General features: G+C 73.9%; 24 protein-coding genes and 2 tRNA genes. 13 read left to right on the top strand and 13 right to left on the bottom strand.

Features of this window, described 5'->3' with window-relative positions; translation table 11 throughout:
* Positions 1-133 precede the first annotated feature (133 nt).
* Positions 134-853, bottom strand: coding sequence for a DedA family protein (locus ACZ4UX_RS00875; protein ID WP_329488729.1), 720 nt, complete (start codon positions 851-853; stop codon positions 134-136).
* A 322-nt stretch (positions 854-1175) separates the two neighbouring features.
* Here ACZ4UX_RS00875 and fbaA point away from each other — a divergent pair, with 322 nt between their 5' ends.
* The 4 genes from fbaA to ACZ4UX_RS00855 all read left to right on the top strand — a co-directional run bounded on the left by fbaA (position 1176) and on the right by ACZ4UX_RS00855 (position 4756).
* Positions 1176-2198: a class II fructose-bisphosphate aldolase gene (fbaA, locus tag ACZ4UX_RS00870; RefSeq protein ID WP_329488730.1), complete on the top strand. Its 1023-nt coding sequence runs from the start codon at positions 1176-1178 to the stop codon at positions 2196-2198.
* Between the two features lie 125 nt (positions 2199-2323).
* A complete protein-coding gene (locus ACZ4UX_RS00865; protein WP_352288463.1) occupies positions 2324-2737 on the top strand; it encodes a DUF3151 domain-containing protein in 414 nt (137 codons plus the stop codon).
* Positions 2738-2952: 215 nt separating this feature from the next.
* Complete coding sequence (locus ACZ4UX_RS00860; protein ID WP_465704683.1) at positions 2953-3909, top strand: DUF3152 domain-containing protein; 957 nt, start codon at positions 2953-2955, stop codon at positions 3907-3909.
* A 136-nt stretch (positions 3910-4045) separates the two neighbouring features.
* Complete coding sequence (locus ACZ4UX_RS00855) at positions 4046-4756, top strand: hypothetical protein (protein ID WP_465704681.1); 711 nt, start codon at positions 4046-4048, stop codon at positions 4754-4756.
* 23 nt (positions 4757-4779) lie between these two features.
* Here ACZ4UX_RS00855 and ACZ4UX_RS00850 read toward each other — a convergent pair whose 3' ends face one another.
* From ACZ4UX_RS00850 to purS, 4 genes are all read right to left on the bottom strand, one after another.
* Positions 4780-5607: a sterol carrier family protein gene (locus ACZ4UX_RS00850; protein ID WP_465704679.1), complete on the bottom strand. Its 828-nt coding sequence runs from the start codon at positions 5605-5607 to the stop codon at positions 4780-4782.
* 65 nt (positions 5608-5672) lie between these two features.
* Positions 5673-7928, bottom strand: coding sequence for a phosphoribosylformylglycinamidine synthase subunit PurL (purL, locus tag ACZ4UX_RS00845; protein ID WP_329488735.1), 2256 nt, complete (start codon positions 7926-7928; stop codon positions 5673-5675).
* Positions 7928-8605 carry a phosphoribosylformylglycinamidine synthase subunit PurQ gene (gene purQ / locus ACZ4UX_RS00840; protein ID WP_329488736.1) on the bottom strand — a complete coding sequence of 226 codons (678 nt, stop codon included), beginning with the start codon at positions 8603-8605 and terminating at the stop codon, positions 7928-7930. The genes purL and purQ overlap by 1 nt, the downstream gene beginning before the upstream one ends.
* Entirely contained in the window at positions 8602-8856 is a 255-nt protein-coding gene (gene purS, locus ACZ4UX_RS00835) for a phosphoribosylformylglycinamidine synthase subunit PurS (RefSeq protein ID WP_033250393.1), read from the bottom strand. The genes purQ and purS overlap by 4 nt, the downstream gene beginning before the upstream one ends.
* A 467-nt stretch (positions 8857-9323) precedes the next feature.
* Between purS and ACZ4UX_RS00830 the strand changes: the two genes are divergently transcribed.
* The 7 genes from ACZ4UX_RS00830 to ACZ4UX_RS00800 all read left to right on the top strand — a co-directional run bounded on the left by ACZ4UX_RS00830 (position 9324) and on the right by ACZ4UX_RS00800 (position 13974).
* On the top strand, positions 9324-9641 hold the full coding sequence (locus tag ACZ4UX_RS00830; RefSeq protein WP_238860361.1) for a histone-like nucleoid-structuring protein Lsr2: 318 nt from the start codon (positions 9324-9326) through the stop codon (positions 9639-9641).
* 130 nt (positions 9642-9771) lie between these two features.
* Positions 9772-9844: transfer RNA gene (locus tag ACZ4UX_RS00825), tRNA-Gly, on the top strand.
* 39 nt (positions 9845-9883) lie between these two features.
* Positions 9884-9959: transfer RNA gene (locus tag ACZ4UX_RS00820), tRNA-Gly, on the top strand.
* 206 nt (positions 9960-10165) lie between these two features.
* On the top strand, positions 10166-11170 hold the full coding sequence (locus ACZ4UX_RS00815) for an ABC transporter ATP-binding protein (protein ID WP_465704677.1): 1005 nt from the start codon (positions 10166-10168) through the stop codon (positions 11168-11170).
* Positions 11167-11997 (top strand): ABC transporter permease, encoded by an 831-nt coding sequence (locus tag ACZ4UX_RS00810; RefSeq protein WP_465704675.1) that lies wholly within the window; start codon positions 11167-11169, stop codon positions 11995-11997. Before ACZ4UX_RS00815 ends, ACZ4UX_RS00810 begins: the two co-directional genes overlap by 4 nt.
* A gap of 82 nt (positions 11998-12079) precedes the next feature.
* Entirely contained in the window at positions 12080-13357 is a 1278-nt protein-coding gene (locus ACZ4UX_RS00805; RefSeq protein ID WP_465704673.1) for a sensor histidine kinase, read from the top strand.
* Positions 13354-13974 carry a response regulator gene (locus ACZ4UX_RS00800; protein ID WP_465704672.1) on the top strand — a complete coding sequence of 207 codons (621 nt, stop codon included), beginning with the start codon at positions 13354-13356 and terminating at the stop codon, positions 13972-13974. Before ACZ4UX_RS00805 ends, ACZ4UX_RS00800 begins: the two co-directional genes overlap by 4 nt.
* A gap of 33 nt (positions 13975-14007) precedes the next feature.
* Here ACZ4UX_RS00800 and ACZ4UX_RS00795 read toward each other — a convergent pair whose 3' ends face one another.
* The 4 genes from ACZ4UX_RS00795 to purD form a co-directional block, all read right to left on the bottom strand.
* Entirely contained in the window at positions 14008-14907 is a 900-nt protein-coding gene (locus ACZ4UX_RS00795; protein ID WP_359838594.1) for a phosphoribosylaminoimidazolesuccinocarboxamide synthase, read from the bottom strand.
* A 106-nt stretch (positions 14908-15013) separates the two neighbouring features.
* On the bottom strand, positions 15014-16555 hold the full coding sequence (locus ACZ4UX_RS00790) for a N,N-dimethylformamidase beta subunit family domain-containing protein (RefSeq protein WP_465704671.1): 1542 nt from the start codon (positions 16553-16555) through the stop codon (positions 15014-15016).
* A gap of 220 nt (positions 16556-16775) precedes the next feature.
* Positions 16776-18359, bottom strand: a complete 1584-nt coding sequence (locus tag ACZ4UX_RS00785; RefSeq protein WP_465704670.1) for a hypothetical protein — start codon at positions 18357-18359, stop codon at positions 16776-16778.
* 543 nt (positions 18360-18902) lie between these two features.
* Positions 18903-20150 carry a phosphoribosylamine--glycine ligase gene (purD, locus tag ACZ4UX_RS00780; protein ID WP_329488745.1) on the bottom strand — a complete coding sequence of 416 codons (1248 nt, stop codon included), beginning with the start codon at positions 20148-20150 and terminating at the stop codon, positions 18903-18905.
* A 473-nt stretch (positions 20151-20623) separates the two neighbouring features.
* Between purD and ACZ4UX_RS00775 the strand changes: the two genes are divergently transcribed.
* On the top strand, positions 20624-21409 hold the full coding sequence (locus tag ACZ4UX_RS00775; protein WP_380388881.1) for an SLATT domain-containing protein: 786 nt from the start codon (positions 20624-20626) through the stop codon (positions 21407-21409).
* A 144-nt stretch (positions 21410-21553) separates the two neighbouring features.
* Here ACZ4UX_RS00775 and ACZ4UX_RS00770 read toward each other — a convergent pair whose 3' ends face one another.
* From ACZ4UX_RS00770 to ACZ4UX_RS00760, 3 genes are all read right to left on the bottom strand, one after another.
* Positions 21554-22201, bottom strand: a complete 648-nt coding sequence (locus ACZ4UX_RS00770) for a hypothetical protein (protein ID WP_465704669.1) — start codon at positions 22199-22201, stop codon at positions 21554-21556.
* A gap of 114 nt (positions 22202-22315) precedes the next feature.
* The gene (locus ACZ4UX_RS00765) at positions 22316-23422 is read right to left on the bottom strand and encodes a GntR family transcriptional regulator (RefSeq protein ID WP_465704667.1); all 1107 of its coding nucleotides are present in this window, start codon (positions 23420-23422) and stop codon (positions 22316-22318) included.
* Between the two features lie 158 nt (positions 23423-23580).
* Entirely contained in the window at positions 23581-24378 is a 798-nt protein-coding gene (locus tag ACZ4UX_RS00760; RefSeq protein ID WP_465704665.1) for a carbon-nitrogen family hydrolase, read from the bottom strand.
* 172 nt (positions 24379-24550) lie between these two features.
* On the opposite strand from ACZ4UX_RS00760, the gene ACZ4UX_RS00755 reads away from it, so the two are divergent.
* Positions 24551-25372 (top strand): maleylpyruvate isomerase family mycothiol-dependent enzyme, encoded by an 822-nt coding sequence (locus tag ACZ4UX_RS00755; protein WP_352288486.1) that lies wholly within the window; start codon positions 24551-24553, stop codon positions 25370-25372.
* Positions 25373-25447: 75 nt separating this feature from the next.
* Here the strand turns inward: ACZ4UX_RS00755 and ACZ4UX_RS00750 are convergent, their stop codons facing one another.
* Positions 25448-26893, bottom strand: a complete 1446-nt coding sequence (locus tag ACZ4UX_RS00750; protein ID WP_465704662.1) for an MFS transporter — start codon at positions 26891-26893, stop codon at positions 25448-25450.

Below are 26893 nucleotides of genomic sequence, written 5' to 3'. Positions count from 1 at the left end.
ATTCCTCTCCCTTCGCCCTCACCCCCCTGCAGACGAGAAAAAAAAAAAAGACACAGCACCCCCCACCGTCCCTTCCCTTTTTCTCCCCCCCCCCCCCCCCCCCCCCCGCCCCCGGCCGTTCGTCGTGGGGCGCTCAGCCGCGGCGGTGGCGCCCGGCACCCGCCTGGGCGGTCTCGGCGTCGGCGGCCTCGGCACCGCCGGCCTTCTTCTTCCGGCGCTCGCGCACCACCTCGACGAGGATCGGCGACACCGAGAGCAGCACGATCAGCAGCACCGCGGGGATCAGGTACTTGTCGATCACCGGGGCGAGCGCGTCACCGAAGAAGTAGCCGATCAGCAGCATGGACTCGGTCCACAGCACGCCGCCGATCACGTTCCAGAGGAAGAACGTCCGGGCCGGCATCTCCAGGGTGCCCGCGACCGGGTTCAGGAAGGTCCGGACGATCGGCATGAAGCGGGCCAGCACCACGGCCTTGCCGGGCCCGAACTTGTTGAAGTACTCCTCCGCCTTCAGCACGTACTCGCGCCGGAAGATCTTCGACTCCGGCTTGTCGAACATCTTCGGTCCGACCTTCACCCCGATCAGGTGCCCGAGCTGGGCACCCGCGACGGCGGCCAGTGGGGCCCCGATCAGCAGGGCCGCGATCGGCAGCTTCGTGCCCTCCCCGAGCACCGACGACGCGGCGTTCGAGGAGGCGACCCCGGCGATGATCAGCAGTGAGTCGCCCGGGAAGAAGAACCCGACCAGCAGGCCGGTCTCGGCGAAGATGATCGCGATCAGCCCGATGGCACCGAGGGACGAGATCAGTGATTTGGCGTCGAGCAAGTTGACGGCCAGCTGGTTGTAGTCCACGGGCGCAGGATAGCGGGCCCGTCTTGACGCGGGCTTCCGCCCAGGGGGCGAGACGGTGGTCATCCCTTCGTCGCACGTGCGCGGCCGTCCCGACAGGCGGGCCACATGGTGGCGCCGGGGCCCGGGATGGGAAGATGGCTCCGGCGTCCGGACCGCGGTCGCAACACCCTCATTGTCGTACCGCGGTGGCCGCCTCGAACCTTGGTACTGGTGGCCGCCCCGCAGAGCCGCGCGTCGGCCCCGGTACCCCGGAGTCGTAACAGGCGTACACAGCGTCGGACAGCACCGTCCGTACGCCGCAACCCGACAGGAGCGGATTCGCATGCCCATCGCAACTCCCGAGGTCTACAACGAGATGCTCGACCGGGCCAAGGCGGGCAAGTTCGCCTACCCGGCCATCAACGTCACCTCGTCCCAGACCCTGCACGCCGCGCTTCGCGGCTTCGCCGAGGCCGAGAGCGACGGCATCATCCAGATCTCGACCGGTGGTGCGGAGTTCCTGGGGGGTCAGCACAACAAGGACATGGTGACCGGCGCCGTCGCGCTCGCCGAGTTCGCGCACGTGGTCGCCGCCAAGTACGACATCACCGTCGCGCTGCACACCGACCACTGCCCCAAGGACAAGCTGGACGGCTACGTCCGCCCGCTGCTGGCGATCTCCGCCGAGCGCGTGGCCAAGGGCCTCAACCCGCTGTTCCAGTCGCACATGTGGGACGGCTCCGCCGAGACCCTCAACGACAACCTGTCCATCGCCGAGGAGCTGCTGGCCCAGGCCGTCGCCGCCAAGATCATCCTTGAGGTCGAGATCACCCCGACCGGCGGCGAGGAGGACGGTGTCACGCACGAGATCAACGACGAGCTGTACACCACCGTCAACGACGCGGTCCGCACCGCCGAGGCGCTGGGCCTGGGCGAGAAGGGCCGCTACCTGCTGGCCGCCTCGTTCGGCAACGTGCACGGCGTCTACAAGCCGGGCAACGTCGTCCTGAAGCCGGAGCTGCTGCGCGAGCTGCAGGACGCGATCGGCAAGCAGTACGGCAAGACCGACCCGTTCGACTTCGTCTTCCACGGCGGCTCGGGCTCCACCGCCGAGGAGATCGCCACCGCGCTGGAGAACGGCGTCGTGAAGATGAACCTGGACACCGACACCCAGTACGCCTTCACCCGCCCGGTCGTGGACCACATGTTCCGCAACTACGACGGTGTGCTGAAGGTCGACGGCGAGGTCGGCAAGAAGAACACCTACGACCCGCGCACCTGGGGCAAGCTGGCCGAGGCCGGCATGGCCGCCCGCGTGCTGGAGGCCGCCCAGCAGCTGCGCTCGGCCGGCACCCGCCTGAAGTAAGGCACCTGCCCGAAGTAAGGCGGGCCCGAAGCAGGCCACCCGCCCGACACGAGGCACCACCGGAGTCCCGGCGCTTTCCCTGGGCCGGTCCCCGGCTCATGGCCCCCAGTGGTTCACTGGGGGCCATGAGCATTCACCAGAACCTCCTCGGGGGTCCGCCCCCGACGCACCTCCCCGCCGAGCCCGCTCCTCTGGAGCTGCTGGCCGGCGGCGCCTCCCCGGCCGAGGTCGCGGCGAAGTACCCGACCTCCTCGCTGGCCTGGGCTCAGCTCGCCGACGACGCCTTCGCCGCCGGCCGCACCGTCGAGTCCTACGCGTACGCCCGCACCGGCTACCACCGCGGGCTGGACTCGCTGCGCCGGGCGGGCTGGAAGGGCCACGGCCCGGTGCCGTGGGAGCACGAGCCGAACCGCGGCTTCCTGCGGGCGCTGCACGGCCTCGGCCGGGCCGCCGCCGCCATCGACGAGAAGGAGGAGGCCGAGCGCTGCGCCCAGTTCCTCCGGGACAGCTCGCCGACCGCCGCCGCCACGCTGGGCTGACCCGCCCGCCCCCAGGTAGCGCCCCGGGCCGACCCGCCCGGACCGGCCGCCCCCGTACGCGCCCTCCGGCCCGTACGGGGGCGGCCGCATGCCGGGACGCGTATCCGGTACGTGGACAGCCGTCGGGTCTCCGTGTCAGGGTGGTCCGTGCGAGGGGGGCGCACAGAGGTTCGAACGGCTTTGGCGACCCCACAGGTCCGACAGGAAGCCCAGACGTGCCCGCAGCCAGACCCGACCGACGCCGCTCCCGCGCGCGCAGCTCCGGCGCGGCCGGCGAACGCACCGGCGGCTCCCGCACCGGCCGCTCCCGCGCCACCGGTGCCCGGCGCAGGCGCCGCCGGATCCGCCCCGGCATGATCACCGCGCTGGTGGCGGCGCTGGCCGTCCTCGGCGGGGCACTGCTCATGCTCGACCGCCCCGACCCGCGACCGACCACCGGGCCGACCGCGCAGGGCCGGATCGCCCCGCCCGAGGCGAGCACCCCGCCCGCCGCCGCGCCCGCCGCCCCGGCCCTGACCCCGACCCCGGCGCCCACCCCGACCTCGCCCCCGCCACCGGCTCCCGGTCCGACGCCCGGACCGGCCGCGCCGGGCACCCCGGACCCGGGCCCGGCCCAGGGCGCGGGCACCTTCACCGTCGCCCCGGGCGCGGCCGCGGCGGTCGGCAAGGGCACCGTCCGCCGCTACCGGGTCGAGGTCGAGGACGGCATCGGGATCGACCCGGCCGCGGCCGCCGCCCAGGTCCAGAGCATCCTCGCCGACCCGCGGGGCTGGACCAACGACCGCAGGAACGGCTTCCAGCTGGTGTCGAGCGGTGCCTACGACTTCACCGTGAAGATCGCGTCGCCGGCCGCCGTGGACCGGATCTGCGGGGCCGCCGGACTGGACACCCACGGCGAGGTGAACTGCAACGTCGGCAACCAGGTGCTGGTCAACGTCAAGCGCTGGAACACCGGTTCACCCCAGTTCAGCGGACCGATCGACGAGTACCGGGCACTGATCGTCAACCACGAGGTCGGCCACCGGATCGGCCACGGGCACGAGACCTGCCCGGGCAAGGGCAAGCCGGCACCCGCGATGATGCAGCAGATCTACGGCCTCAAGGGCTGCGAACCCAACGCCTGGCCGTACTCGGCCGACGGCAGCTACCTCAGCGGCCCGTCGGTGCTCTGAACCGCGGGTCCTGAGCGGCAGGCCGAGCGCCCGGAGAGCGCGCCCGACCGGAGCCCGACCGGAGCCCGCCCGCATCGGAACGGATCCGATACCCGTTCACCGACCCACCGGTACAAGGCCGTTCTAGGCTGATCGCATGACCGCAGACCGCACCGCAGCAGGGCGCCGCCGCCTCCTCACCGTGGCCGGCACCGCCGGGATCCTCCTCGGCGCGGCCGCCTGTTCCTCCTCCGGAGGCGTCACCGGCACCGGCAGCCTCTCCTACGACCACGTCCGGTCGACCGCCCAGGGGCTCGCCGGGACCGGCCCGTGCCCGTTCGGTCTGGACCTCCCGGCGGCGCTGAAGGAGGCCGGGATCGACCGCCCGGTGACCCCCGGGTCCAAGGGCGAGCCCGCGGTCACCACCGACCTCGGCAACGGCAGGCCGGCCGAGCCCTGGCCCTCCGGCTTCTCCGCGCCGCCCTCGATGGCCTCGGTCCCGGCCACTCCCCCGACCGCCTGGGTGACCTGCGCCTACACGGTCGGCTCGGCCCCGGTCCAGATCGACCTGCTGGCCGTCCCGGAGAACGGGGTCGCGATCAACATGATGCTGCCGTACATCCAGAAGGCCGGGGGCATGGGCGTCGACCAGCTGACCCGGTTCGCCGAAGCGCAGCCGACGGCCGGCCAGACCAAGCTCACCCCGGGCGCGGAGTCGGTGGGCGTCGCCCGGGTCGCGGCCAACGGCAAGGGCGACATCGCGCTCACCCTCTCCCAGAGCTCCTCGGACGCCGGGCCGGAGCAGGCCCTGACCGGGGAGGCGCTCCGCAAGGCCACCGAGCGGCTCGCCGCCCAGCTGCGCCCGTAGGGGCCCGGCCGGTCCCGGGCGTCCTACCCGAGGACCGGCAGATGGGCCCGCAGGTCGCTGCGCTCACCGCTGGCCGAGAGCGCGGCGGCCTCCACCGCGGCGTCCCAGTCCGTCCGGCCGGTGGCGAGCCGGATCCAGGTCAGCGGGTCGGTCTCGACCACGTTCGGCGGGGTGCCCCGGGTGTGCCGGGGGCCCTCGACGGCCTGCACCACGGCGTACGGCGGGATCCGCAGCTCGACCGCGCCGCCGGGCGCCTGGTCGGCGAGGGCGTCGGCCAGCAGCCGGGTGACGGCGGCCAGCGCCCGCCGGGCGTGCGGGAAGGCCGCCGTGCCCACCGCGTCGGCCAGGTCGTCGGCGTGCACCACCGTCTCCACCAGCCTGGTCACCAGCATGTCGGTGAGCGTCATCGAGCCCAGCCGGATCTCGAACCGCCGGCCCGGGTCGGCGGTGCCGGCGTCCGCCAGGACGGCGATCAGCCCGTCGGCCGCCCGCCCGAAGGCCTCCGCCACCGAGGCCGGGTCCCCGCCGTACTCCCCCGCCGCCCGCGTCCTGGCCTGCTCGTCCAGCAGCGGGGCGAGCGTACCGACCCGCCGCACCCACCGCGGCAGGTCCAGCGGCGGCCGGCCCTCCAGCGGGTCGTCCAGGTGTGCGGGCACCCAGTCGACCTGGACGCCGAGGTGGGCGATCAGCTCGCGCACCGTCCACGTGCCCAGCCGGGTGGGCCGGGCGAGCAGGTCGGCGGCGTCCGGGCGGGCGCAGAGCGCCCGGACGGTGTCGCGCAGCGCTGTGGTCTGCTCCACCAGCGCGGCCTGGACCTTGGCGGGCTGGTACGTACGGGACTTGGCGGGCATGCGCCCCAACATACGCCGAGGGGCGGACGGTTCCGTGGAACCGTCCGCCCCTCGAAGCACGCGGATCAGGCGAGCAGGGCCTCGATGACGCCGGTGTGGGCGTCCTTCAGCTCGGCCAGCGAGACGGTGAACTGGCCCTGGACGTCCAGGACATCACCGTCGACCACACCGATCCGGGTGGCCGGCAGGCCACGCGCGGTGCACATGTCGTTGAACCGGAGCTCCTCGCTGCGCGGCACCGCGACGACCGCGCGGCCGGCCGACTCGGAGAACAGGAACACGAACGGGTCCTGGCCCTCGGGCACGATGATCCGGGCGCCGTGGCCGCCCTTGAGGCAGCTCTCCACGAGGGCCTGGCCCAGGCCGCCGTCGGAGAGGTCGTGCGCGGCGTCGATCATGCCGTCGCGCGAGGCGGCGATCAGGATGTCGCCGAGCAGCTTCTCGCGGTCCAGGTCGACCTTGGGCGGCAGGCCGCCGAGGTGGTCGTGGACCACCTGCGTCCAGGCCGAGCCACCCAGCTCGTCCTCGGTGTCACCGAGCAGGTAGAGCAGCTGGCCCTCCTCGGCGAAGCCGATCGGGGTGCGGCGGGTGACGTCGTCGATCACGCCGAGCACCGCGACCACGGGGGTCGGGTGGATGGCGGTCTCGCCGGTCTGGTTGTACAGCGAGACGTTGCCGCCGGTGACCGGGGTGCCGAGCGCCAGGCAGGCGTCGGCCAGGCCGCGGGTTGCCTCGGCGAACTGCCACATCACGTCCGGGTCCTCGGGGGAGCCGAAGTTGAGGCAGTCGGAGATCGCGAGCGGCTTGGCACCGCCGGCGGCGACGTTGCGGTACGCCTCGGCGAGGGCCAGCTGGGCGCCGGTGTACGGGTCCAGCTTGGTGTAGCGGCCGTTGCCGTCGGTGGCGACCGAGACGCCGAGGTTGGTCTCCTCGTCGATCCGGATCATGCCGGAGTCCTCGGGCACCGAGAGGACGGTGTTGCCGAGCACGTAGCGGTCGTACTGGTCGGTGATCCAGGACTTGGAGGCCTGGTTCGGGCTGCCGGCGACCTTGAGCAGGTCGGCCTTCAGGCCCTCGCCGGTGGTCGGGCGGGCGAGCCGCTCGGCACTCGGGGCGTCGGCCTGCAGCGCGTCCTGCCAGCTCGGGCGGGCGTACGGGCGCTGGTAGGTCGGGCCCTCGTGGGCGACGGTGCGCGGCGGCACGTCGACCACCAGCTCGCCGTGCCAGAAGATCTCCAGCCGCTCGCCCTCCGTCACCTCACCGATGACGGTGGCGATGACGTCCCACTTCTCGCAGATCTCCAGGAAGCGGTCGACCTTGCCGGGCTCGACGATGGCGCACATGCGCTCCTGCGACTCGCTCATGAGGATCTCCTCCGGCGAGAGCGTCTTGTCGCGCAGCGGCACGGTGTCGAGCTCGATCCGCATGCCGCCCGAACCGGCCGAGGCCAGCTCGGAGGTGGCGCAGGAGAGACCGGCGCCGCCGAGGTCCTGGATGCCCTTGACGAGCTTCTCGGAGAAGATCTCCAGGGTGCACTCGATGAGGAGCTTCTCCTGGAACGGGTCGCCGACCTGGACGGCCGGGCGCTTGGCGGGCCCGGTCGCGTCGAAGGTCTCCGAGGCGAGCACCGAGACACCGCCGATGCCGTCGCCACCGGTGCGGGCTCCGTACAGGATGACCTTGTTGCCGGCGCCGGAGGCCTGCGCGAGGTGGATGTCCTCGTGCTTCATCACGCCCACGCAGAGCGCGTTGACCAGTGGGTTGCCCTGGTAGCAGGAGTCGAAGACGACCTCGCCGCCGATGTTGGGCAGGCCCAGGCAGTTGCCGTAGCCGCCGATGCCCGCGACGATCCCAGGCAGTACGCGCCGGGTGTCCGGGTGGTCGGCGGCGCCGAACCGCAGCGGGTCCATCACGGCGACCGGGCGGGCGCCCATCGCGAGGATGTCGCGCACGATGCCGCCGATGCCGGTGGCCGCGCCCTGGTACGGCTCGATGTACGAGGGGTGGTTGTGCGACTCGACCTTGAAGGTGACCGCGTAGCCCTGGCCGACGTCGACCACACCGGCGTTCTCGCCGATGCCGACGAGCATCGCGTCGTTCGGCGGAACCTTCTCGCCGAACTGCTTCAGGTGCACCTTGGAGCTCTTGTAGGAGCAGTGCTCCGACCACATGACCGAGTACATCGCGAGCTCGGCGCCGGTCGGGCGGCGGCCGAGGATCTCGCGGATGCGGGCGTACTCGTCCTCCTTGAGGCCGAGTTCGGACCACGGCTGGGCGGAGTCCGGGGTCTGCTCGGCGTTCTTGACGGTGTCGAGGCTCATCAGGCGTTCACCAGCTGCTTCAGGACGGAAGTGAAGAAGCCCAGGCCCTCGGTGCTCGGACCGGTGAGCGGCTCCACGGCGTGCTCCGGGTGCGGCATCAGACCGACGACATTGCCGGCGGCGTTGGTGATGCCGGCGATGTCGCGGTACGAACCGTTCGGGTTGACGTCGACGTAGCGGGCGACCACCCGGCCCTCGGCCTCCAGCGCGTCCAGGACGTGCTCGTCGGCGACGAACCGGCCCTCGCCGTTCTTCAGCGGGACGACGATTTCCTGGCCGGCCGAGTAATCCCGGGTCCAGGCGGTGCCGGCGTTCTCGATCCGCAGCTTCTGGTCGCGGCAGACGAAGTGCAGCGAGTCGTTGCGGGTGAGCGCGCCGGGCAGCAGGTGCGATTCGCACAGCACCTGGAAGCCGTTGCAGATACCGAGAACCGGCATTCCCAGCTTCGCCTGCTCGATGATGGTGTCCATCACCGGCGAGAAGCGGGAGATGGCGCCGCAGCGCAGATAGTCGCCGTAACTGAATCCGCCGGGCAGGACGACGGCGTCGACCTGGTGGAGATCCTTGTCACGGTGCCAGAGGGCGACCGGCTCCGCGCCGGCCAGGCGGACCGCGCGCTGGGCGTCGCGGTCGTCGAGGGAACCAGGGAAAGTGACGACGCCGACTCGGGTGGTCACTTGCCCTCCTCCTCGACGCGGACGGTGAAGTCCTCGATCACGGTGTTGGCGAGAAAGGTCTCGGCTGCTTCGCGGATACGGGCGAGCGCGGCGTCGTCGACCGGGCCCTCCAGCTCCAGCTCGAAGCGCTTGCCCTGGCGGACGTCGGCGATCCCGGCGAATCCGAGACGGGGCAGTGCGCGTTGCACCGCCTGTCCCTGGGGGTCGAGGATCTCCGGCTTGAGCATGACGTCGACTACGACGCGTGCCACTGGCACTCCCGGTGGTGTCTTCGTGAAGGCGGGGGAACTCCAGACTACCGGGGGTTTCGGGCGACTTTGCTGGCCGGGGAGGGTGACGCGCGTAGACCCACGACCCTTACGCCACAAGGGCTCCGACTCCCCGGCACCCCCCGGCGGGCACCCCTTTTCATCGGATTCGACGGCCCGAGCGAGAACGGCCGAAGAGCACCCGAATACCGGCACTCCGGACAGATCGGCCAGCCGAGTGCACCGGGTATCCGGCACCCGCCGAAGACACGTGAATATACGGAAAAGAAAGCCGGACTCTTCGATTTCGACCCGCTTCGGGTGCAGAATAGGGCCACCTGTCGCGGCAAGTGCTGCGTATCCGGCACGCCATCGGGCCTGCCCGTATGCGCTTGCGCGAGTGGTGCACATCAGGCCACGGGAGCGCACCCCGCGCCCTTCGGCCGAATTGCCCGAGAGGATTGACACCCATGGCTCAGCGTGTAGTCGTCACGCTCTCCGACGACCTGGACGGCGGCGCAGCCGCGGAAACCGTCCACTTCGGCGTCGACGGGAAGTCGTACGAGATCGACCTGTCCCTGGACAACGCGGAAAAGCTGCGGGAGGCCCTCGCTCCGTTCGTCGCGGCCGGCCGCCGCCAGAGCCGTACCGGTAAGTCCTTCCGCCGCACCGCGCTCACCCCGGACCCGGCCGCCGTGCGCGCCTGGGCCCAGTCGCGCGGCATGGAGCTGCCCGCCCGGGGGCGCATCCCCAAGCACGTGTACGAGGCGTTCGCCGAGGCGAACTGACCCCGCCGGACCCGGTCGTCCCACCTGCCCCGAAAGGGTGGGGCGACCACCCCGACCGATGGGGTAGAGTATTCCTCGTCGCCGCAACGGAGAGATCCGAAGAGGCGGCCGGTGCCCCACCAGGCACCGTGCGGACGTGGCTCAGTTGGTAGAGCATCACCTTGCCAAGGTGAGGGTCGCGAGTTCGAATCTCGTCGTCCGCTCGCAGTGCGCGAGCACAGCACAACTCAATATCTTGACCTGCGGACGTGGCTCAGTTGGTAGAGCATCACCTTGCCAAGGTGAGGGTCGCGAGTTCGAATCTCGTCGTCCGCTCCAGTACGAAGGGCCCCCTCGATCGAGGGGGCCCTTCGGCATTCCCCGCGGTTGTGCCGGGCCCCGCCCGAGCAGCCGTCCCCGCATTCCCGGCCCGCCCCGCCGCCGGAGCGCCGATGACATTTGTCACCGCCGACCCGTGGATCCGCACCGCCTTCTCATGAGGGCCCGCACTGCCCGGGGCGCCCCGGCGGCGGAAGGCTTGAGCCATGGAAACGAGCCAGCCGCGCACCGCGAGCGACCCTGTGATCGAGGTCACCGACCTCCACCGCCACTACGGCTCCGGCGCCACCGGCTTCCACGCGGTGCGCGGGGTCGACCTGACCGTCGGCCACGGTGAGCTCTTCGCGCTGCTCGGCACCAACGGGGCCGGCAAGACCTCCGCCATGGAGCTGATCGAGGGCCTCGCCGCCCCCACCGCCGGTGCGGTCCGGGTGCTCGGCCACGACCCCTACCGCGAGCGCGCCGCGCTCCGCCCCCGGATCGGCATCATGCTCCAGGAGGGCGGCTTCCCCGGCGACCTCACCGTCGCCGAGACCGGCCGCAGCTGGGCCGGGATGACCAGCGGCGCCCGCCCGCTGGAGGAGGCGCTGGAGCTGGTCGGCCTCGCCGACCGCCGGGGCGTCCGGGTCAAGCAGCTCTCCGGCGGCGAGCGGCGCCGGCTCGACCTCGCGATGGCCCTGCTCGGCCGGCCGGAGGTGCTCTTCCTGGACGAGCCGAACACCGGCCTCGATCCCGAGGCCCGGGCCGCCGTCTGGCGGCTGGTCCGCGACCTGCGCGCCCAGGGCACCACCGTGCTGCTCACCACGCACTACCTGGAGGAGGCCGAGGAGCTGGCCGACCGCCTGGCGATCATGCACCGCGGCCGGATCGTCACCACCGGCACCGTCGCCGAGGTCATCGCCGGCCGGCCCGCCCGGATCTCCTTCGAGCTCCCGGAGTTCACCGGAGCCTCGCTCCCGCCGCTGACCGGGGCCACCCTGGTCGCCGACGGCCGCCGGATCACCGTGCAGACCGGGCAGCTCCAGGCCACCCTCACCGACCTGCTCGGCTGGGCCGCCCGGCACGGCATCGCGCTCGGCGCCCTCGACGCCCGCAGCGCCTCGCTGGAGGAGGCCTTCCTCGCCATCGCCTCCGAGGCCGCGCACCAGCCCCCGGCCGACGCCCCGGCCGCCCCCACCGCCCTCCGCCGCCTGATGGGACTCTCCCGATGACCACCGCCACCGCCCGTCCCGCCGCCGGCCCGCGGACCACCGCCGTCCGCCGGCTGCTCGCCCTCGGCCGGGCCGAGGCCACCCTGCTGCTGCGCAACCGGACCGCGATGTTCACGGCCCTGCTGCTGCCGCTGATGCTCATCGGCGCCCTGCGGGGCGTGCTCGAACAGCAGGCCGAGACCCACCCCGGCCTCGACGTCGACTCGCTGCTGGTCAACGGGGCGATCGGGATGGTGCTCGCCTTCGTCGTCTACTACAACCTGACCGGCGCCTACGTGGCCCGCCGCGGCGAGCTGGTGCTCAAGCGGCTGCGCACCGGCGAGGCGCGGGACGTCGAGATCCTGGCCGGCACCGCGGTGCCCTCGGTCGCCCTGGCCCTGCTGATGTGCCTCGTGGTCGCCGTCGGCGGCGGCGTCGCCCTGGACCTCAGCGCGCCGGTCAACCCGCTGCTGATGGCCGCCGGGCTGGTCCTGGTGATCGGCACCCTGATGGCGCTGGCCGCCCTCTCCAGCGCCTTCACCAGGACGGTCGAGAGCGCCGGCATCACCACCATGCCGGTCCTGCTGGTCTCCCAGTTCGGCTCCGGCCTGTTCATCCCGCTGGAGGTCATGCCCGACCGGATGGCCGACGTCTGCCGGCTGCTGCCGACCACCCCGGCCTTCCAGCTGATCCGCCTCGGCTGGTTCGGCACCGACGGCTCCGCCGCCGCCACCGGCTTCGCCGGCACCTGGGCCCCCGCCGCCCCGCACCTGGTCACCGGCATGGTCTGGCTCGCCCTGGCCGCTTGGGGCGCCGTCCGCTGGTTCCGCTGGGAGCCCCGCCGCTGACCGGAGCCGGGCCGCCCCGGCACCCGCTCCCCACCTGATAGGAAGGGCACAGCACGATCATGATCGAAGGGGGGGCGGGGAGATGAGCGTCCTGACGCCGAGACGGCGCTGGAAGGGGTCCAGCAAACCCCAGCGCACCGAGCTGTACCTCCGCTGGTCGCTCTACTTCATCCCGCTGATCCTGCTCCCGATGATCGTGCTGGCCATCGCCGCCCCCACCGGCCGGGAGGACACCCGCGGCAGCGCCCAGGTCTGCGTGGTCGTCGGCCTGGCCACCACCCTGCTGACCCTGCGGGCCCTGCGCACCTCGCTCGACCACTACCTGAACCGGCCGACCGACCACCTGCGCTGGCTCCTCACCCTCGGCGTCGTGACGATCGCCGGCTCCTGGGCGGTCCTGCTGCTCGGCCCGGCCGACGGCGGACCGGACAGCCCGGGCGCGCCGCCGTTCACCGTCGTGGTCGTCTCCCTCCTGCTGGCCGCCGCCTTCTGCCCGGTGAGCGTCGGCCTGCCGGTGCGCCGGGCCTGCCTCACCGGGGTGACGGCCCAGCTCCTGGTCGCCCCCGCGGCCCTGCTCGCCGGGCTCGACGGCGCGACCACGGCCGGTCTGCTGGTCGGCAACCTGATCGCGCTCACCTTCATCGGGTCCAGCTGCCGCAGCTTCGCCTGGCTGCAGTCCGTGGTCTGGGAGCTGGACGCCGCCCGCGAGGCCCAGTCCAGGCTGGCGGTGGCCGAGGAGCGGCTGCGGTTCTCCCGGGACCTGCACGACGTGATGGGCCGCAACCTCACCACCATCGCGCTGAAGAGCGAACTCGCCGCCCAACTGGCCCGCCGCGGCCGGCCGGAGGCCGCCGACCAGATGTCCGAGGTGCAGCGGATCGCCCAGGAGTCCCAGCGCGAGGTCCGCGACGTCGTCCGCGGCTACCGCACGGCGGACCTGCACGCCGAGGCGATCGGCGCCCGCGCCGTGCTCCGCGCCGCCGACGTGGCCTGCGAGATCGACCTGGGCGAGGAGCCGCACGAACTGCCGCTGCCGGTGCAGTCGGTGCTCGGCTGGGTGATCCGCGAGGCCACCACCAACACGCTGCGCCACAGCGAGGCCGCGCACTGCTCGATCCGGCTGCGCCGCGAGGACGGCCGGGTGGTGCTGGAGCTGGAGAATGACGGGGTGCCGGCCGTGCCGATCCCGTCCCAGGGCAGCGGGACGGGCCTGCACGGGCTGCGCGAGCGCCTCGCCGCCCACGACGGCGAGCTGACCCTCCCGGAGGCCGGGCCGGGCCGGTTCCGGGTGCTCGCCAGCGTCCCGCTCCGGCCCCCGTCCGCCACCGCACCGCTCCCGTCCGGAAGAAGGCCCCGATGACCGAGACCGACCCCGTGCGCGTGCTGCTCGCGGACGACGAGCACCTGATCCGGGGGGCGCTGGCCGCGCTGCTCTCCCTGGAGGACGACATCACCGTGGTCGCCCAGGCCGCCTCCGGCCCGGAGGCGGTGGCGATGGCGCAGGCGCACCGCCCGGACATCGCGGTGCTGGACCTCCAGATGCCCGGGCTGGACGGCATCGAGGTGGCCACCGAACTGCGCCGGCTGCTGCCGGACTGCCGCTCCATGATCGTCACCGGATACGGCCGACCCGGCTACCTGAAGCGGGCGCTGGAGGTCGGCGTGCGCGGCTTCCTGCCGAAGACCGTCTCGGCGGCGGACCTCGCCGGAATCATCCGCACGGTGCGCGCGGGCGGCCGCTACGTGGACCCGGAGCTGGCGGCGGACGCGATCAGCGCGGGCGAGACCCCGCTGACCCCGCGCGAGACGGACGTCCTCGAACTGGCCGCCGACGGCACCTCGATCGCCGGGATCGCCGAGCGCGCGGCACTCTCCCAGGGCACCGTCCGCAACTACCTCTCCTCGGCCGCCGGCAAGCTGGGCGCCGAGAACCGCCACGCGGCGGTGCGGATCGCGCGCGAGCACGGCTGGATCTGAGGACCCGGCCGTGCCCGCGCGGACAGGGACCCCCTAGGCCCAGGAGGTACTGGTCAGCCGCTCGTAGACCTCGATGTACTTGGCCCTGGTCTGCTCGACGACCTCGGCCGGGAGCTCCGGCGGCGGCAGCTCACTGGCGCGGTCCCAGCCGGAGGCCGGCGAGACCAGCCAGTCGCGGATGAGCTGCTTGTCGAAGGACGGCTGCGAGCGGCCGGGCTGCCAGTCGTCGGCGGGCCAGAAGCGGGAGGAGTCCGGGGTGAGCACCTCGTCGCCGATCACCAGCTCGCCGTCGACCAGGCCGAACTCGAACTTGGTGTCCGCCAGGATGATGCCGCGCGACCGGGCGATGTCCCGGGCCCGGGCGTAGACGTCCAGGGTGGTGCGGCGCAGCTGGGAGGCGAGTTCCGCGCCGATCCGGCGGGCGGTCTCCTCGTAGGAGACGTTCTCGTCGTGCTCGCCGACGTCGGCCTTGAGGGCGGGGGTGTAGATCGGGGCGGGCAGCTCGGAGCTGTTCACCAGGCCCTCGGGCAGCGCGATGCCGCAGACCGTGCGGTCCGCCTCGTACTCCGTCAGGCCGGAGCCGGCCAGGTAGCCGCGGGCCACGCACTCGACCGGGATCATCTCCAGGCTGCGGCAGACCAGCGTGCGGCCCTTCCAGTCGGCGGGGGCGCCGGCCGGGACCTCGGTGGAGATCACGTGGTTGGGCACGATGTCGGCGATCCGCTCGAACCACCACAGCGAGAGCTGGGTGAGGATGCGGCCCTTGTCGGGGATCTCGTTGGGCAGGACCCAGTCGTGCGCCGACATGCGGTCGCTGGCGACCATCACGAGGTCGCCCGACTCGGCGCGGTAGAGGTCGCGCACCTTGCCGGTGTGCAGGTGGACCAGGCCGGGCACCTGGACCGGCTCGGGCTTGGTGACAAATCCGCTCAAGGTTGTCTCAGTCCTCAGGGGTCGTTCGCGGGCGTGCGGCGCGAAAGGGGAGGTCAGTGGACCCGAGTCTGTCACGAACGCCCGTCGGGGCCCCGGCCGGGCGCCCTCAGGCGTTCTTGCAGAGGCGGTCCAGCAGGTTGGCGGTGGCCCGCTGGATCCGCTCGTCGGTGAGTCCGGGCCGGTCCAGCGCGGGCGACCACGCGAACGTCCCGGCGGCGAAGACGTACGCGCCGCTCGGCGCCCGGTACAGCGAGGTCTCCTGGTACCGGGTGCGGCCGGCGAGGTCCCGGTACGGGGAGTGCGCGAGCAGCACCCGCTCGGTGTGCCGGGGCAGCGCCACCTTGGGGTAGTACCGGTCGGCCTCGCCGGCGACCAGCCCGGGCAGCTCGTCGCCCTCCTGGACGCCGGTGCCGTCCCAGAGCCAGTGCGCGGTGTGCCGGGCGACCAGCGGGACGGGGGAGGCGACCCGGCCGGAGTACTGCAGGCCGAGCAGGTGCTGCTCCGGTTCGCCGGCGTCCCGCCAGAGCGCGCTGGCGGCGCCGCCCACTCCGGTGGCCGGGCTGCCGGGCTCGACCTTCTGCCGCTTGCGGCAGTTGAGCAGCCGGTTGGGCTCGCCGGACGGCGCGGGGCTCAGCTCGACCCGCCAGTACATGGTGTTGGCGGAGAGGAAGACCAGCGAGGTGCCGCCGTCGCGGGCCCGCTCGACCGTCCGGCGCATCGGCTCCGACCAGTACTCGTCGTGGCCTGGGAAGACCAGCGCCCGGTGCCGGGCCGGGTCGACCAGGCCGGCGTGCAGGTCGGTGGCGGTGGCGTAGGAGAGGTCGTAGCCGTAGCGCTCGGCCCAGCGGATGAAGTCGTAGGCGTGGCCGACGTGCAGCGGCAGGCCCGCGGTGGCGTGCGGGCGGTCGAAGGAGACGGTGACGGCCGCCTCCCGCTCGCCGACCAGCCGTCCCCGGTCGTCCCAGGCGTGGTACAGGCTGGCGCCGCTGCGGCCGTCCTCGGGGAAGAGGTTGTAGGCCTGCCAGGTCACGTCCGGGATCACCAGGAGCAGCTCGGCGGCGTGCGCCTGGTCCTCGAAGTCCCGCACGGTGAACGGGATGTGGCTGCGGTGCAGCATGTCCGCGGTGGTCAGGACGGCGACGTAGGCGCCGGGGCGCCAGTGGGTCGGGATCTGCAGCCGCCAGGAGTGCCACCAGTGGTGGCAGGAGACCGTTCGCCCGGCCACCAGCGGGGCCGGCTGGGCCAGTCCGGCGATCAGCGGGCTGGACGTCATGTGGTGCGCACCGTCGCCGCTGTAGTGGCCGATCCGGTAGACGTCGACGGTGAACTCGCGGGGCGGGTTGACGGTGACCCGGAAGTCCACCGAGCCGCCGGGGCGGACCACGCCCGCCGAGGCGAACCCCTTGATCTGCTGCACCACGTCGTTGGCGCCCTGCGGGGTGCCGACCGGCGGCTTCGGTCTGGCACCCCCGGCCAGCGGCTGCTGGCCCGGTGCGTCCACCGAGACGTACCAGGGGACGGCGCCCTCGGCCCCGGCCAGGTACTGGTCCGGGCTGCGGAGCCAGGGCAGCGGGCCCTGGCCGAAGGGGTCGGAGACGCTGTACGCGTGCGTTCCGGACTCCCAGCGGCGGTTGAGTTCCGTCCCCACGCGCCCCTCCCACAAGGTGCACCCTCCGCCGGTCGGCATGTGCCTCCCGGATGTGCGTGCGGTCAAATACACCACAGAGTGCTGGCGCTGCGTCACCCATCGGTAGCAACTGGTGTCCGGGAATCTTCCGGTCCGCCGGTGGAGGGGCTCCGGCCTGCGAAGACCTGCCGCCGGGGACCGGCCCGGGGGCGCGAGCCCCGGTACCGAGCGCCCTCCGGGCTCAGAGTCGGACCGGCTTCTCCAGCCGGACGTCGGCGGCGTCCAGCCAGGCCCGCAGCGGGCCGTCCTTGCCCTGCTCGACGGCCTGGGCGATCGGCCCGGCCAGATCGGTGCGGCGCACCCCGCCGATCAGCAGCACCGGCCCGTCCAGCCAGTCCAGGCCCGGGGTGGCCCCGGCGGTGTCGACGGCGGCGCAGCAGACCATCGCGGTGACGTGGTCGACCAGCAGGTCCCGCCCGGTGCGGACGGGTTCGAGCAGCGGGGCGGGCGCCGTGGTCCGGGCCAGCTCGGCGGTGAGCGCGGCCGCCAGCTGCTCGCCGCCGCCCTCGGCGAGCCGGCCGAGCAGCCTGGTCACCGTCGGGGCGCCGGGGCGGGCCTGCGGGGCCAGCCGGTCCAGCGCGGACTGCAGCGCGGTGGCGCGGGCCCGCCAGCCGGCGTCCACCACCTCGGCCGGGTAGTCGGTCCACTCGACCTCGCGCCAGGCGCCGGAGGCGGGGCGGCCGAAGAACAGCTCGGCGGCGAGCAGCGAGACCGCCTCGTCCACCGTGCCCGGCTCCTCCAGCAGGTCGCAGGCGGGGCGGTCGCCGAGGCGGCTGCCGTACCCGTCGGCCAGCCGGTCGCGCCGGGACAGCTCGGTGAGCGCGGCGACCACCCCGGCGTTGAGGTGCGCGGGGTGCCGGCCGAGCCGCCAGGCGGGCAGCGCGACCCGGGTGAGCAGCCGGTCCCAGCCGGCGTAGGCCAGGCCGACCTGCTCCTGGGCGGCGATCCGCAGGCCGTAGTCGACCGCCCGGGCCTGCTCGGAGGCCCAGCCGGCGACGGCCCGCTCCAGCTCGGCGGAGTGCGCCCGGCAGGCGCGGAGCAGCCGGCGGGTGATCCGGTCGGTCAGCGCGGCCGGGCCGCGGCGCCCGCGCGGGGCGGCGGGCGCGGGGGCGCCGACCACGCCGGGCCCGGGGGCGGCGTCCAGGCTGGCGTCCAGACCGCGCAGGAAGCGGCGGGCGGCGGCGATGTCCGGGTCGGCGGCGGCCCCGGTACCGGCCACCACCGGGGCGAGCAGCGCCCGCAGCTCGCCGGCCCGCATCCACCAGAGGAACGGCGAGCCGATCACCAGCACCGGCGCGGGCGGGTCCTGCTCGTGGCGCGGCGAGTGGCGCGACGAGCGGCCGGTGCCGGCCGGTCGGCCCGGCGGGACGTCCTCCAGCCAGCTGTCGCAGTCCGGGGTGAGGGCGATCGCCGAGGGCGCGGGGACCGCCAGCCGGTCGGCCAGCTCGTCGATCAGCCGGTACAGCTCGGGGGCCTGGGCCCGGTCGAGCGGGACGACCGGGGTCTGCGGCGGGACGGCCCTGCGGTGGGCGCGGGCGGCCAGGCCCGCGACCAGCAGGGTGGCGGCGGCGACCGCGCAGACCACCCAGCGGACGGCGTCCCAGGCGGCGGCGTCGGCGGAGCCCGGCGCACCGAGCCGGCCGGTGAACCGGCCCGCGAGCAGGACCACCGCCGCGGCGGCGGGCAGTACGGCGGTGGCCAGGGCGATCCCCCGGACCCGCAGGACCGCTTGGGCGTGAGCGCGCGCGGTGTCGACAGCGGCCATACGGTGCGGCACCCCCTTCGGAGCCCTCGGACACCCGGCGACGGGGCCCTGAGCCGACTCGAAACGATCAGTTCCGACCGGGAATCGGCGGCGTCCGATCCCGGTAGTACATGCTGCGTGGCGCTTCTGACATTCTTGACGCCCTTGTCCGGGTGGGTGTTCCGGATCGCCCCGGTTTCCACTCGTCCCGGTGACGGTGCCCGGATTCCGGACGACCGCGCCGCGCGCCGTGCAATGCGGCCCGGGCGCGCCGGTCCGGCCGGACGCCGTCCAGCATCCCCCCGCACGACCGCCGCTACCCGGTGCGGCCGCGCACGACACGGCCCCCGGGACCGCGGACCAGCGCACCATAAGGCCGGGCGGCCGGTTGCGTCAGCCGGATGCGGCCGCTGTCACTCGATGGGCTGGATTCCGGCCGCCGAACGGTGCGGCGGCCCCGGAGCCGCTCCCGTGCCACCCGGCCCGGAAACGCCGCGGGGCGCTGCGTCCATGGGGGTTGTTTCCCCTCGGACGCAGCGCCCCGGAACGCGGCGAAAAGGCCTGCTACTGGGCGGCCTTGAGCGCGATGTCGGTGCGGTGCTGACCACCCTTGAGGCTGATCCGGTCGACCGCCGCGTACGCCCGGCCGCGCGCCTCGGCGAGGTCGACGCCGGTGGCGGTGACGGAGAGGACCCGGCCACCGGCGCTGAGCACCCGGCCGTCCTCGTCCGCCGCGGTGCCGGCGTGCAGGACGAACGCGGTGCCGTCGGCGGCCTCGGCCTCCGCCAGGCCCTCGATCACGTCGCCGGTGCGCGGCGCCGCCGGGTAGCCCTCGGAGGCGATCACCACGGTGACGGCGGCGCCGTCGTCCCAGCGCAGCGGCTCCAGCTGGTCCAGCGCGCCGGTGGCCGCGCCGTGCAGGACGGCCGCCAGCGGCGTGCGCAGGCGGGCCAGCACGACCTGGGTCTCCGGGTCGCCGAAGCGGGCGTTGAACTCGATCACCCGGGTGCCGCGCGAGGTCAGCGCCAGGCCGGCGTAGAGCAGGCCGGAGAACTCGGTGCCCCGGCGGCGCAGCTCGTCCACGGTGGGCTGCAGGACGGTCTCCAGGACCTCCTCGACCAGGCCCTCGGGCGCCCACGGCAGCGGCGAGTAGGCGCCCATGCCGCCGGTGTTCGGGCCCTCGTCGCCGTCCAGCGCGCGCTTGAAGTCCTGCGCGGGCTGGAGCGGGAGGACGGTGGTGCCGTCGGTGATCGCGAACAGCGAGACCTCGGGGCCGTCCAGGTACTCCTCGATGACCACGCGCTCGCAGGAGGCGGCGTGGGCCAGCGCGGCCTCGCGGTCGGAGGTGACCACGACGCCCTTGCCGGCGGCCAGGCCGTCGTCCTTGACCACGTACGGCGCGCCGAAGGCGTCCAGCGCCTCGGCGGCCTCGGCGGGGGTGGTGCAGAGGTAGGAGCGGGCGGTGGGCACCCCGGCGGCGGCCATGACGTCCTTGGCGAACGCCTTGGAGCCCTCCAGCCGGGCGGCCTCGCCGGACGGGCCGAAGACCGGGATGCCGGCCGCGCGCACGGCGTCGGCGACGCCCGCGACGAGCGGGGCCTCCGGGCCGACCACGACCAGGTCGGCGTCGAGCCGCCGGGCGAGCGCAGCGACCTGCGCACCGTCCAGCTGGTCGACGGGGTGGACCGTCGCCACCTGCGCGATCCCGGCGTTACCCGGGGCACAGTGCAGCTCGGTGACGGCGGAATCTTGGGACAGGGAGCGGCACAGGGCGTGTTCGCGGGCGCCGCCGCCGATGACGAGGACCTTCACGGTTGGCAAGGGTAGTCGGTGGCCGGTTCGCGCCGTCCTCCGGTCCCGTCGGAACCTCCAGGCGGAGCCGTCCGTGCGCCGCCCGTCTCAGAGGATCCTCCAAGCCGGGACGGGGCCGGTGCACCCGGGGTGCCCGGGTCAGGACAGCGGGTCACCGGGGGCTCGCTCGGACGGGTGAAATCTCGCCGACCGCCGCAACCCCCTCACCTCGGCATCCGGGCCCCGAATCCGGTAACGATCATTGGTGAAGCGCCCCCACGGTCAGCCATTTGGCGGTAAGAAGTGCTGATGGACAACCGCCGGCCACCGGCCGGTACGCCGTCCCGGGGCACCCACACTCGCCCGGGGGCGCCGTGTGTTCCGATCCGTCGTCCGGCGTTTCACGGCCCATCAGGTCGATGACTTGTCAGGAGGACGCGTTGGAGGACGCGATGTCAGACCCAGCAGTCCGCCCGCCACAGGGAGCCCCACAGGTGAGCCAGCCGGAAATGCAGCCCGAGGAGAGTGCCTGGGGCAAGGAGATCGGCGAGGAGGACCCGCCCCCCGCCGCAGTCGCGCCCCGGGCCGACACGCGTCGCCGGGCCGATCTGAGCGCCCGCCAGTTCCCCCTCGGGGACTGGGGCGAGCCCGCCGAGCGGCTGGAGGAGCTCTACCGCTGGTCCGAGGAGCGGGCGGTCGAGGCGATCGACTGGTACCGCCGGGACCGGGTCTGGAAGCGCCGCTGGGCACGTCTGCTGAGGTTCGGCACGGCCGGCTTCGTGGTGGGCGGCGTCACCGCGCCGCTGGTGGACCTCACCGGCACCGTCGCGAACGCCACCAGCTGGGGCTACGTCGGCCTGGCGCTCGCCGCGGCCTGCTACGGGGCCGACCGGGCGTTCGGGCTGACCTCCGGCTGGATGCGGGACGTCTCCACCGCGCAGGCGCTGCAACGCCGCCTGGAGGCCTTCCAGTTCGACTGGGCGTCGGAGTGCGTGCGGGAGGTGCTCGGCCCCACCGAGGGCACCGCGGGCGAGGCGGCCGAACGCTGCCTCGGGGTGCTGCGGCGGTTCTGCGAGGACGTCTCGGACATGGTCCGCACCGAGACCTCGGAGTGGATGCTGGAGTTCCGCGCGGGCATGACCCAGCTGCCCACCCAGGCCTCCGGCAGCTGGGGCGGCCGCAGCGAGTCGGGGATCGGCGCCCAGGTGCGGATCCTGCCCCCGCCGGGCACCCGGCCCACCATGCCGCGCCAGCGGCCGCCGGAGGGCCCGCTGCGGTAGCGGGGGCGGCGCGCGGAGGCCTTCGAGGCCCGGACGCTCGCGGGCCGGACGTTCTTCGCGGGCCCGGACGTTGGCGGGCCCGCAGACCGACGGGCCCGCAGACCGACGGGCCCGCGGAGCCGGGTGGCTCGCGGGCCCGTCGGCTCAGGCGAAGACAATCATCGAGCCCTGGGTGAGGCTGCGGGTGGCCGCCGCGTACAGGCCCGCCCAGGCGTGCCGCTCCCGGGCGAAGGGGTGCAGGTCGTCCAGCGGCGGGCCGAACGGCTGCTCCAGGCCGGTCGGGCCGAGCGGCCGGGTCGGGTCCGGCGGGCTGGCCGGGTCGATGTCCAGCGCCGGGGCGATGGCCTGGAGTTCGCGCAGCAGCCCGTGGCTGGAGCCCAGCGGACCGCCGGAGGCGAGCAGCGCGTCGTCCACCAGCGGAGCCGCGAACTCGATCGGCACGTAGGCCCCGGCGTGGTCGAAGTGCCAGACCAGGTGCGAGTGTTCCGCGCTGCTCTCGAACATCTCCAGCAGCTGCTCGTAGTCGCCGCCGAGCGCGTCCACCGGCGTGATGTCCAGGCCGGTCAGGCCCAGCAGGTAGGCGCGGCGCAGGAAGTGCAGCGAGTCGTAGTCGAAGGCGGCTATCGGCTCGACCGCCCCGCTTATCCCCGGGACGAACTGGTAGACCGGCACCTCGGGCAGCCCGTGCGCGGTCAACACGGCGTTGTACAGCGCGAGATCGTCCCGGAAGGGGTTGTCGGGGCTGTGGCTCAGCACGTCCACGAGCGGGACGAGCCAGAGGTCGCAGGCCATGGGCCGGCTCTTCCTCTCCGGGCGGCGGAGTCGCCCGCGCGAGCGGGTGACGGATGGGCGGGTCGGGGTCCGGACGGTCGGTACGGGGACCGCCCGGGGCGACGACCGCCCACCCTACCGGCCCGGCGCGCGGTGCGGGCCGGGCCGCCCCTCGGACAGTTGGCCGGCCGACGGGTCGGCCGGCCGGCGGCCGAAGCGCCCGTGCGGCACCGAACGCGGCTGCGGCACCAAGCCGAGGCCCAGCCCCAGCTCGCGGCCGAGCTCCCGGCCCAGCTCCCGGCCCAGCTCCCGTTCGCGGCCGCGGCCGCCCTCCGCCGCCCGTTGCGGCTCCGGTCTGCGGCCCGCCTCCGGACCCGCCGACACCGGCGAAGGGACCGAAGGGACGGAAGGAACGGAAGACCTGCCGGCCGGCACCGGTGAGGGAGCCGGTCCGGACGGCCCCGGCCCACCCGACCGGGCGGCCGGCGGCGCGGCCACCGGCACCGCGTCGAGCCCGGCGGTCAGCAGCGGCAGCACCCCCACCGACTCCTCCGACTCCCCGGTCAGCCCGGCCAGCGCCCGCACGGTGAACAGGTTGTACTCGCAGACGATCCGGTGCGCGCCCGCGAGGTCCTCCCGCTCGATCGCCTCGACCAACTCGACGTGGCGGTCCCAGCAGAACCCGCCCAGCGTCGGCATCGCCCGCAGGTACGGCGCGGCGAACATCCAGGACTGCACCCGGAGCCAGTCCAGGTAGTCCCCGATCCGGCGGTTGCCGAGCAGGCCGGCGACCTCCTGCCAGAACCGGCGGTCGCAGCCCACCATGACGTCCAGGTTGCCCGCCCGGACCGCACCGACCGCCGCGTCCGCCCGGCGGCGCAGCGAGGGCAGCCGGGCGGCGTCCGGCGTCGCCGGGCGGACCGCGAGCTGGCGGAAGCAGCTGTCGGTGAGCAGCACCCGGGACTCGAAGATCTCCAGGAAGTCGGCCCAGCCGAACTCGGGCACCGTGAAGCCCCGGTGGTGCTCGGCCCGGAGCAGCCCCTGCGCGCCGAGGTCCACCAGCGCCTCGCGGGCCGGGGTCGCGGAGACGCCGTACAGCTCGGCGATCTCCTTGACGGTGAAGTTGCGGCCGGCCGCCAGCCGGCCGGCCATCATCTCCTCGCGCAGCGCGCCGGCGATCTGCTCGCGCAGGCTGTTGCGCTGGATCACGGTGCTGGTGTCGCCTGCGCCGGTGCCGTACATGCGCGCGACCTCCTCGGGCAGGCTCGACGGTCTGCCTCGGGACAGGCCGGCTGAAGAACGGCGGGTAACACGACGAAGGCTCATCTTCTCAAAAATGCCGCCGCCCCGTACAAGCCTCCCGTATGCCCCGGAAAGCCCCGCTCACCCGGCCGGGGGCGTCACCGCTGGACGGGGGCCGGGATGCCCAGCAGCCGGTCCCGGTGGACCGGGAACTCGGCGCGGGCCTTGCCCACCTCGGCGGGGTCGAAGTCCACGGTCAGCACCTCCTCGCCGGCCCCCGCCTCGGCCAGCACCCGGCCCCACGGGTCCACCACGATGCTGTGGCCGGCCTGCTCGACCCCGCCGTGCGTCCCGGCGGTGTTGCAGGCCAGGACGTAGGCCTGCTCCTCGACCGCGCGGGCCCGGCTCAGCAGCGTCCAGTGCTCGCGCCGCCGCGCCGGCCAGGCCGCCGGCACCACCAGCAGCTGGGCGCCCGCGTCCAGCAGCGCCCGGAACAGCTCGGGGAACCGCAGGTCGTAGCAGGTCGCCAGGCCGAGCGTGGCGAAGTCGGTGGCGGCGGTGACGATCTCCTGCCCGGCGCCCATCACCACCGCCTCGCCGCTGTCGAAGCCGAAGCGGTGGATCTTGCGGTAGGTGTGCACCAGCTCGCCGTCCGGGGCGAACAGCAGCGAGGTGTTGTAGATCGGCCCGTCCGGGTCGCGCTCGACGATGGAACCGGCGTGCAGCCAGACCCCGGCCGCCTTCGCGGCGGCGGCCATCGCGTCCGAGGTGGGCCCGTCCAGCGCCTCGGCGCCGTCCGACCAGAGGTCGTACGCGAAACCGCCCAGCGCCCACAGCTCCGGCAGGACCACCAGGTCGGCCCCCTGCTGGGCACGGACCAGGGCCGCCGCGCGGGCCCGCCGCTCGGCGGGCGGCTCGGCGTCGGAGACCGCGAGTTGGATCAATGAAGCGCGCACAGTACCACCGTCCACGGCAAGAGTCCTACGATCGTCACTCGAAAGCGCTGCCCTGTTCTCACCCGGCAGCGTAACGTGCGGTTAGCGTGTGCGCCCGGAAGCCGGACTTTCCCGTCCGACCCGAAAACAGGGCGCGCGTGGCAAGGCAGCTGACGGAGGGCCGGAGATTCCCGTGACGGACAACCAGACCGTGCAGGCTTACACCGAGGCGTGGACGCAGTCCATCGAATCGATATCGGAGCTGGTGGCCCCTCTCCCGGAGGGCTCCTGGAACCGGGCCACCGAGTGCCCCGGCTGGTCGGTCCGGGACATCGTCTCGCACGTCATCGCCGTCGAGTCCGAGCTGCTCGGCGACCCGCGCCCGATCCACTCGCTCCCCCGCGACCTGCGCCACGTCACCACCGAGTTCGCCCGCTACATCGAGCTGCCGGTCGACAAGCGCCGCTGCCACACCGCGCTGGAGATGACCGGCGAGCTGGAGTACACGATCATCCGCCGCTCCCGGGCGCTGCGCAACGCCCGGCAGACCCCGTCCGAGCCGGTCCGCTTCCCGGGCGGCCCGCTCAGCCGCGACGTGCCGTACCACGAGCTGTTGCGCCACCGGGCCTTCGACGTCTGGGTGCACGAGCAGGACCTCCGCCGGGCCCTCGCGGTGCCGGGCAACCTGGCCTCCCCGGCCGCGCTGCTCGCCCGGGACGTGCTGCTGGAGTCGCTGCCCAAGGCCGTCGCCCACCGGGCCGGCGCCCCGGCCGGGACGGCCCTGGTGCTGGACGTCACCGGCCCGGTCGAGTTCCTGCGCACCGTCCGGGTCGACGCCGCCGGCCGCGGCACGGTCGACGAGTCGATCAGCCTCGCCCCCGACGTACAGCTCACGATGGACTGGGAGACGTACGCCCGGCTCGCCTGCGGCCGCGGCCGCCCGGGCCCGGTCACCGTGGAGGGCGACCAGGAGCTGGCCTCGCGGGTGCTGGCCAACTTCGCCGTCACGGTCTGACGACCCGGCGCGGCCCGCACGGCCCCGGCCGCGCGGGCCGCGCCGAACGGTCGGCCGGCTGTCGGAGGCGGGCCGTCAGACGCCCGCCGCCGCGCCCCGCTCCCGCTCGGCGACCTTGCGCCGCAGCCGCAGGATCATCAGGGTGCCCGCCGCGAGCGGCACGTAGAGCCAGCAGAAGGCCCAGCGGAAGGCGTCGGCGGAGTAGCCGCCGGTGCCGGCCGGGGTGAGGGCGTCCAGGAGGACGCCGATGCCGAACAGGGTGATCATCGTGCCGATGAAGCCGCCCATGTTGACGATCCCGGAGGCGGTGCCGAGCCGCTCCACGGGGTTGCGCGCACGGGCGTAGTCCAGACCGACCAGCGAGGCCGGGCCGTTGCTGCCCATCACCAGGATGATCCCGACCAGCAGCCAGAGCGGCGGGTGCCCGCCCGGCCAGGCCAGCACCAGCGCCCAGCCGACCGCGGTGGCGGCGATCACGGTGAGCACGATCGGCATCCGGGCCCGGGCGGTGCGCGAGAGCACCCGGCCGAAGAGGAGGCCGAAGGACATGTTGGCGAGCACCAGCAGGGTCAGCAGCCCGCCCGCCGCGGTGCGCGACATGCCCTGGGCCTCCACCAGGTAGGGCATCCCCCAGAGCAGGCCGAAGGCGTTGCCGGGGAACTGGGTGGTGAAGTGCACCCAGAGGCCGAGCCTGGTGCCGGGCTCCGACCACGCCAGCCGGACCTGCCGGCCCACGCCCGGCCGGAGCGGCGCGCCCCCCGGCCCGACGCCCCCCGGCCCGACGCCCCCCGGCCCGGCGGCCGCGGCCCGCTGCGGCGCGCCCGCCGGAGCCTCCCGCAGGAAGAGCGCGACCAGCGCGAACACCGCCACTCCGAGCAGCGCGATCGCGGTGAAGGTCGGGGTCCAGCCCTCCCGGTGCAGGGCGTCGGCGAGGACGACGGTGGTGACCAGGTTCCCGCCCATCCCGGCGAGGCCGGTCAGCTGGGCGACGAACGGGTTCTTCGCGGCCGGGAACCAGCGCGCGGCGATCCGCAGCACGCTGATGAAGGTCATCGCGTCACCGCAGCCGAGCACCGCCCGGGAGGCCAGCGCCGGCCCGAAGGAGGAGGAGAACGCGAAGGCGAGCTGCCCGGCGCTCAGCAGCAGGACGCCGAGCAGCAGCACCCGGCGCGGGCCGAACCGGTCGACCAGCAGGCCGACCGGTATCTGCATCGCCGCGTAGACCAGCACCTGGAGGATCGAGAAGGTGGAGAGCGCGGAGGCGCCGATCGCGAAGCGGTCGGCGGCGTCCAGCCCGGCCACCCCGAGACTGGTCCGGTGGATCACCGCGAGGACGTACACGCTGACGCCGATGGACCAGGCCAGCCAGGCGGCCCGGCCGCCGGGCGGCGCCGGGATCCCGGTGGCCGGGGGCACCAGGGCCGCCGGGGGCGCGGGGGCCACCGGGGGCGTCGGCCCGGCGGTGGCCGGGGGAGCGGGAACGGACAGGGGGCGGGCTGAACTGGCGGGCTCCACGGACAT

Source organism: Kitasatospora sp. NPDC028961 (assembly GCF_055564815.1).
Note: the sequence above shows the minus strand (reverse complement) of the source record. Positions and strands in the feature narration are given on the sequence as shown.

Coding starts and splice junctions, on each gene's coding strand:
- fbaA (WP_329488730.1), top strand. CDS start 1,176: ATGCCCATCGCAACTCCCGAGGTCTACAACGAGATGCTCGACCGGGCC.
- ACZ4UX_RS00865 (WP_352288463.1), top strand. CDS start 2,324: ATGAGCATTCACCAGAACCTCCTCGGGGGTCCGCCCCCGACGCACCTC.
- ACZ4UX_RS00855 (WP_465704681.1), top strand. CDS start 4,046: ATGACCGCAGACCGCACCGCAGCAGGGCGCCGCCGCCTCCTCACCGTG.
- ACZ4UX_RS00850 (WP_465704679.1), bottom strand. CDS start 5,607: ATGCCCGCCAAGTCCCGTACGTACCAGCCCGCCAAGGTCCAGGCCGCG.
- purL (WP_329488735.1), bottom strand. CDS start 7,928: ATGAGCCTCGACACCGTCAAGAACGCCGAGCAGACCCCGGACTCCGCC.
- ACZ4UX_RS00830 (WP_238860361.1), top strand. CDS start 9,324: ATGGCTCAGCGTGTAGTCGTCACGCTCTCCGACGACCTGGACGGCGGC.
- ACZ4UX_RS00815 (WP_465704677.1), top strand. CDS start 10,166: ATGGAAACGAGCCAGCCGCGCACCGCGAGCGACCCTGTGATCGAGGTC.
- ACZ4UX_RS00810 (WP_465704675.1), top strand. CDS start 11,167: ATGACCACCGCCACCGCCCGTCCCGCCGCCGGCCCGCGGACCACCGCC.
- ACZ4UX_RS00805 (WP_465704673.1), top strand. CDS start 12,080: ATGAGCGTCCTGACGCCGAGACGGCGCTGGAAGGGGTCCAGCAAACCC.
- ACZ4UX_RS00800 (WP_465704672.1), top strand. CDS start 13,354: ATGACCGAGACCGACCCCGTGCGCGTGCTGCTCGCGGACGACGAGCAC.
- ACZ4UX_RS00785 (WP_465704670.1), bottom strand. CDS start 18,359: ATGGCCGCTGTCGACACCGCGCGCGCTCACGCCCAAGCGGTCCTGCGG.
- ACZ4UX_RS00770 (WP_465704669.1), bottom strand. CDS start 22,201: ATGGCCTGCGACCTCTGGCTCGTCCCGCTCGTGGACGTGCTGAGCCAC.
- ACZ4UX_RS00765 (WP_465704667.1), bottom strand. CDS start 23,422: ATGTACGGCACCGGCGCAGGCGACACCAGCACCGTGATCCAGCGCAAC.
- ACZ4UX_RS00750 (WP_465704662.1), bottom strand. CDS start 26,893: ATGTCCGTGGAGCCCGCCAGTTCAGCCCGCCCCCTGTCCGTTCCCGCT.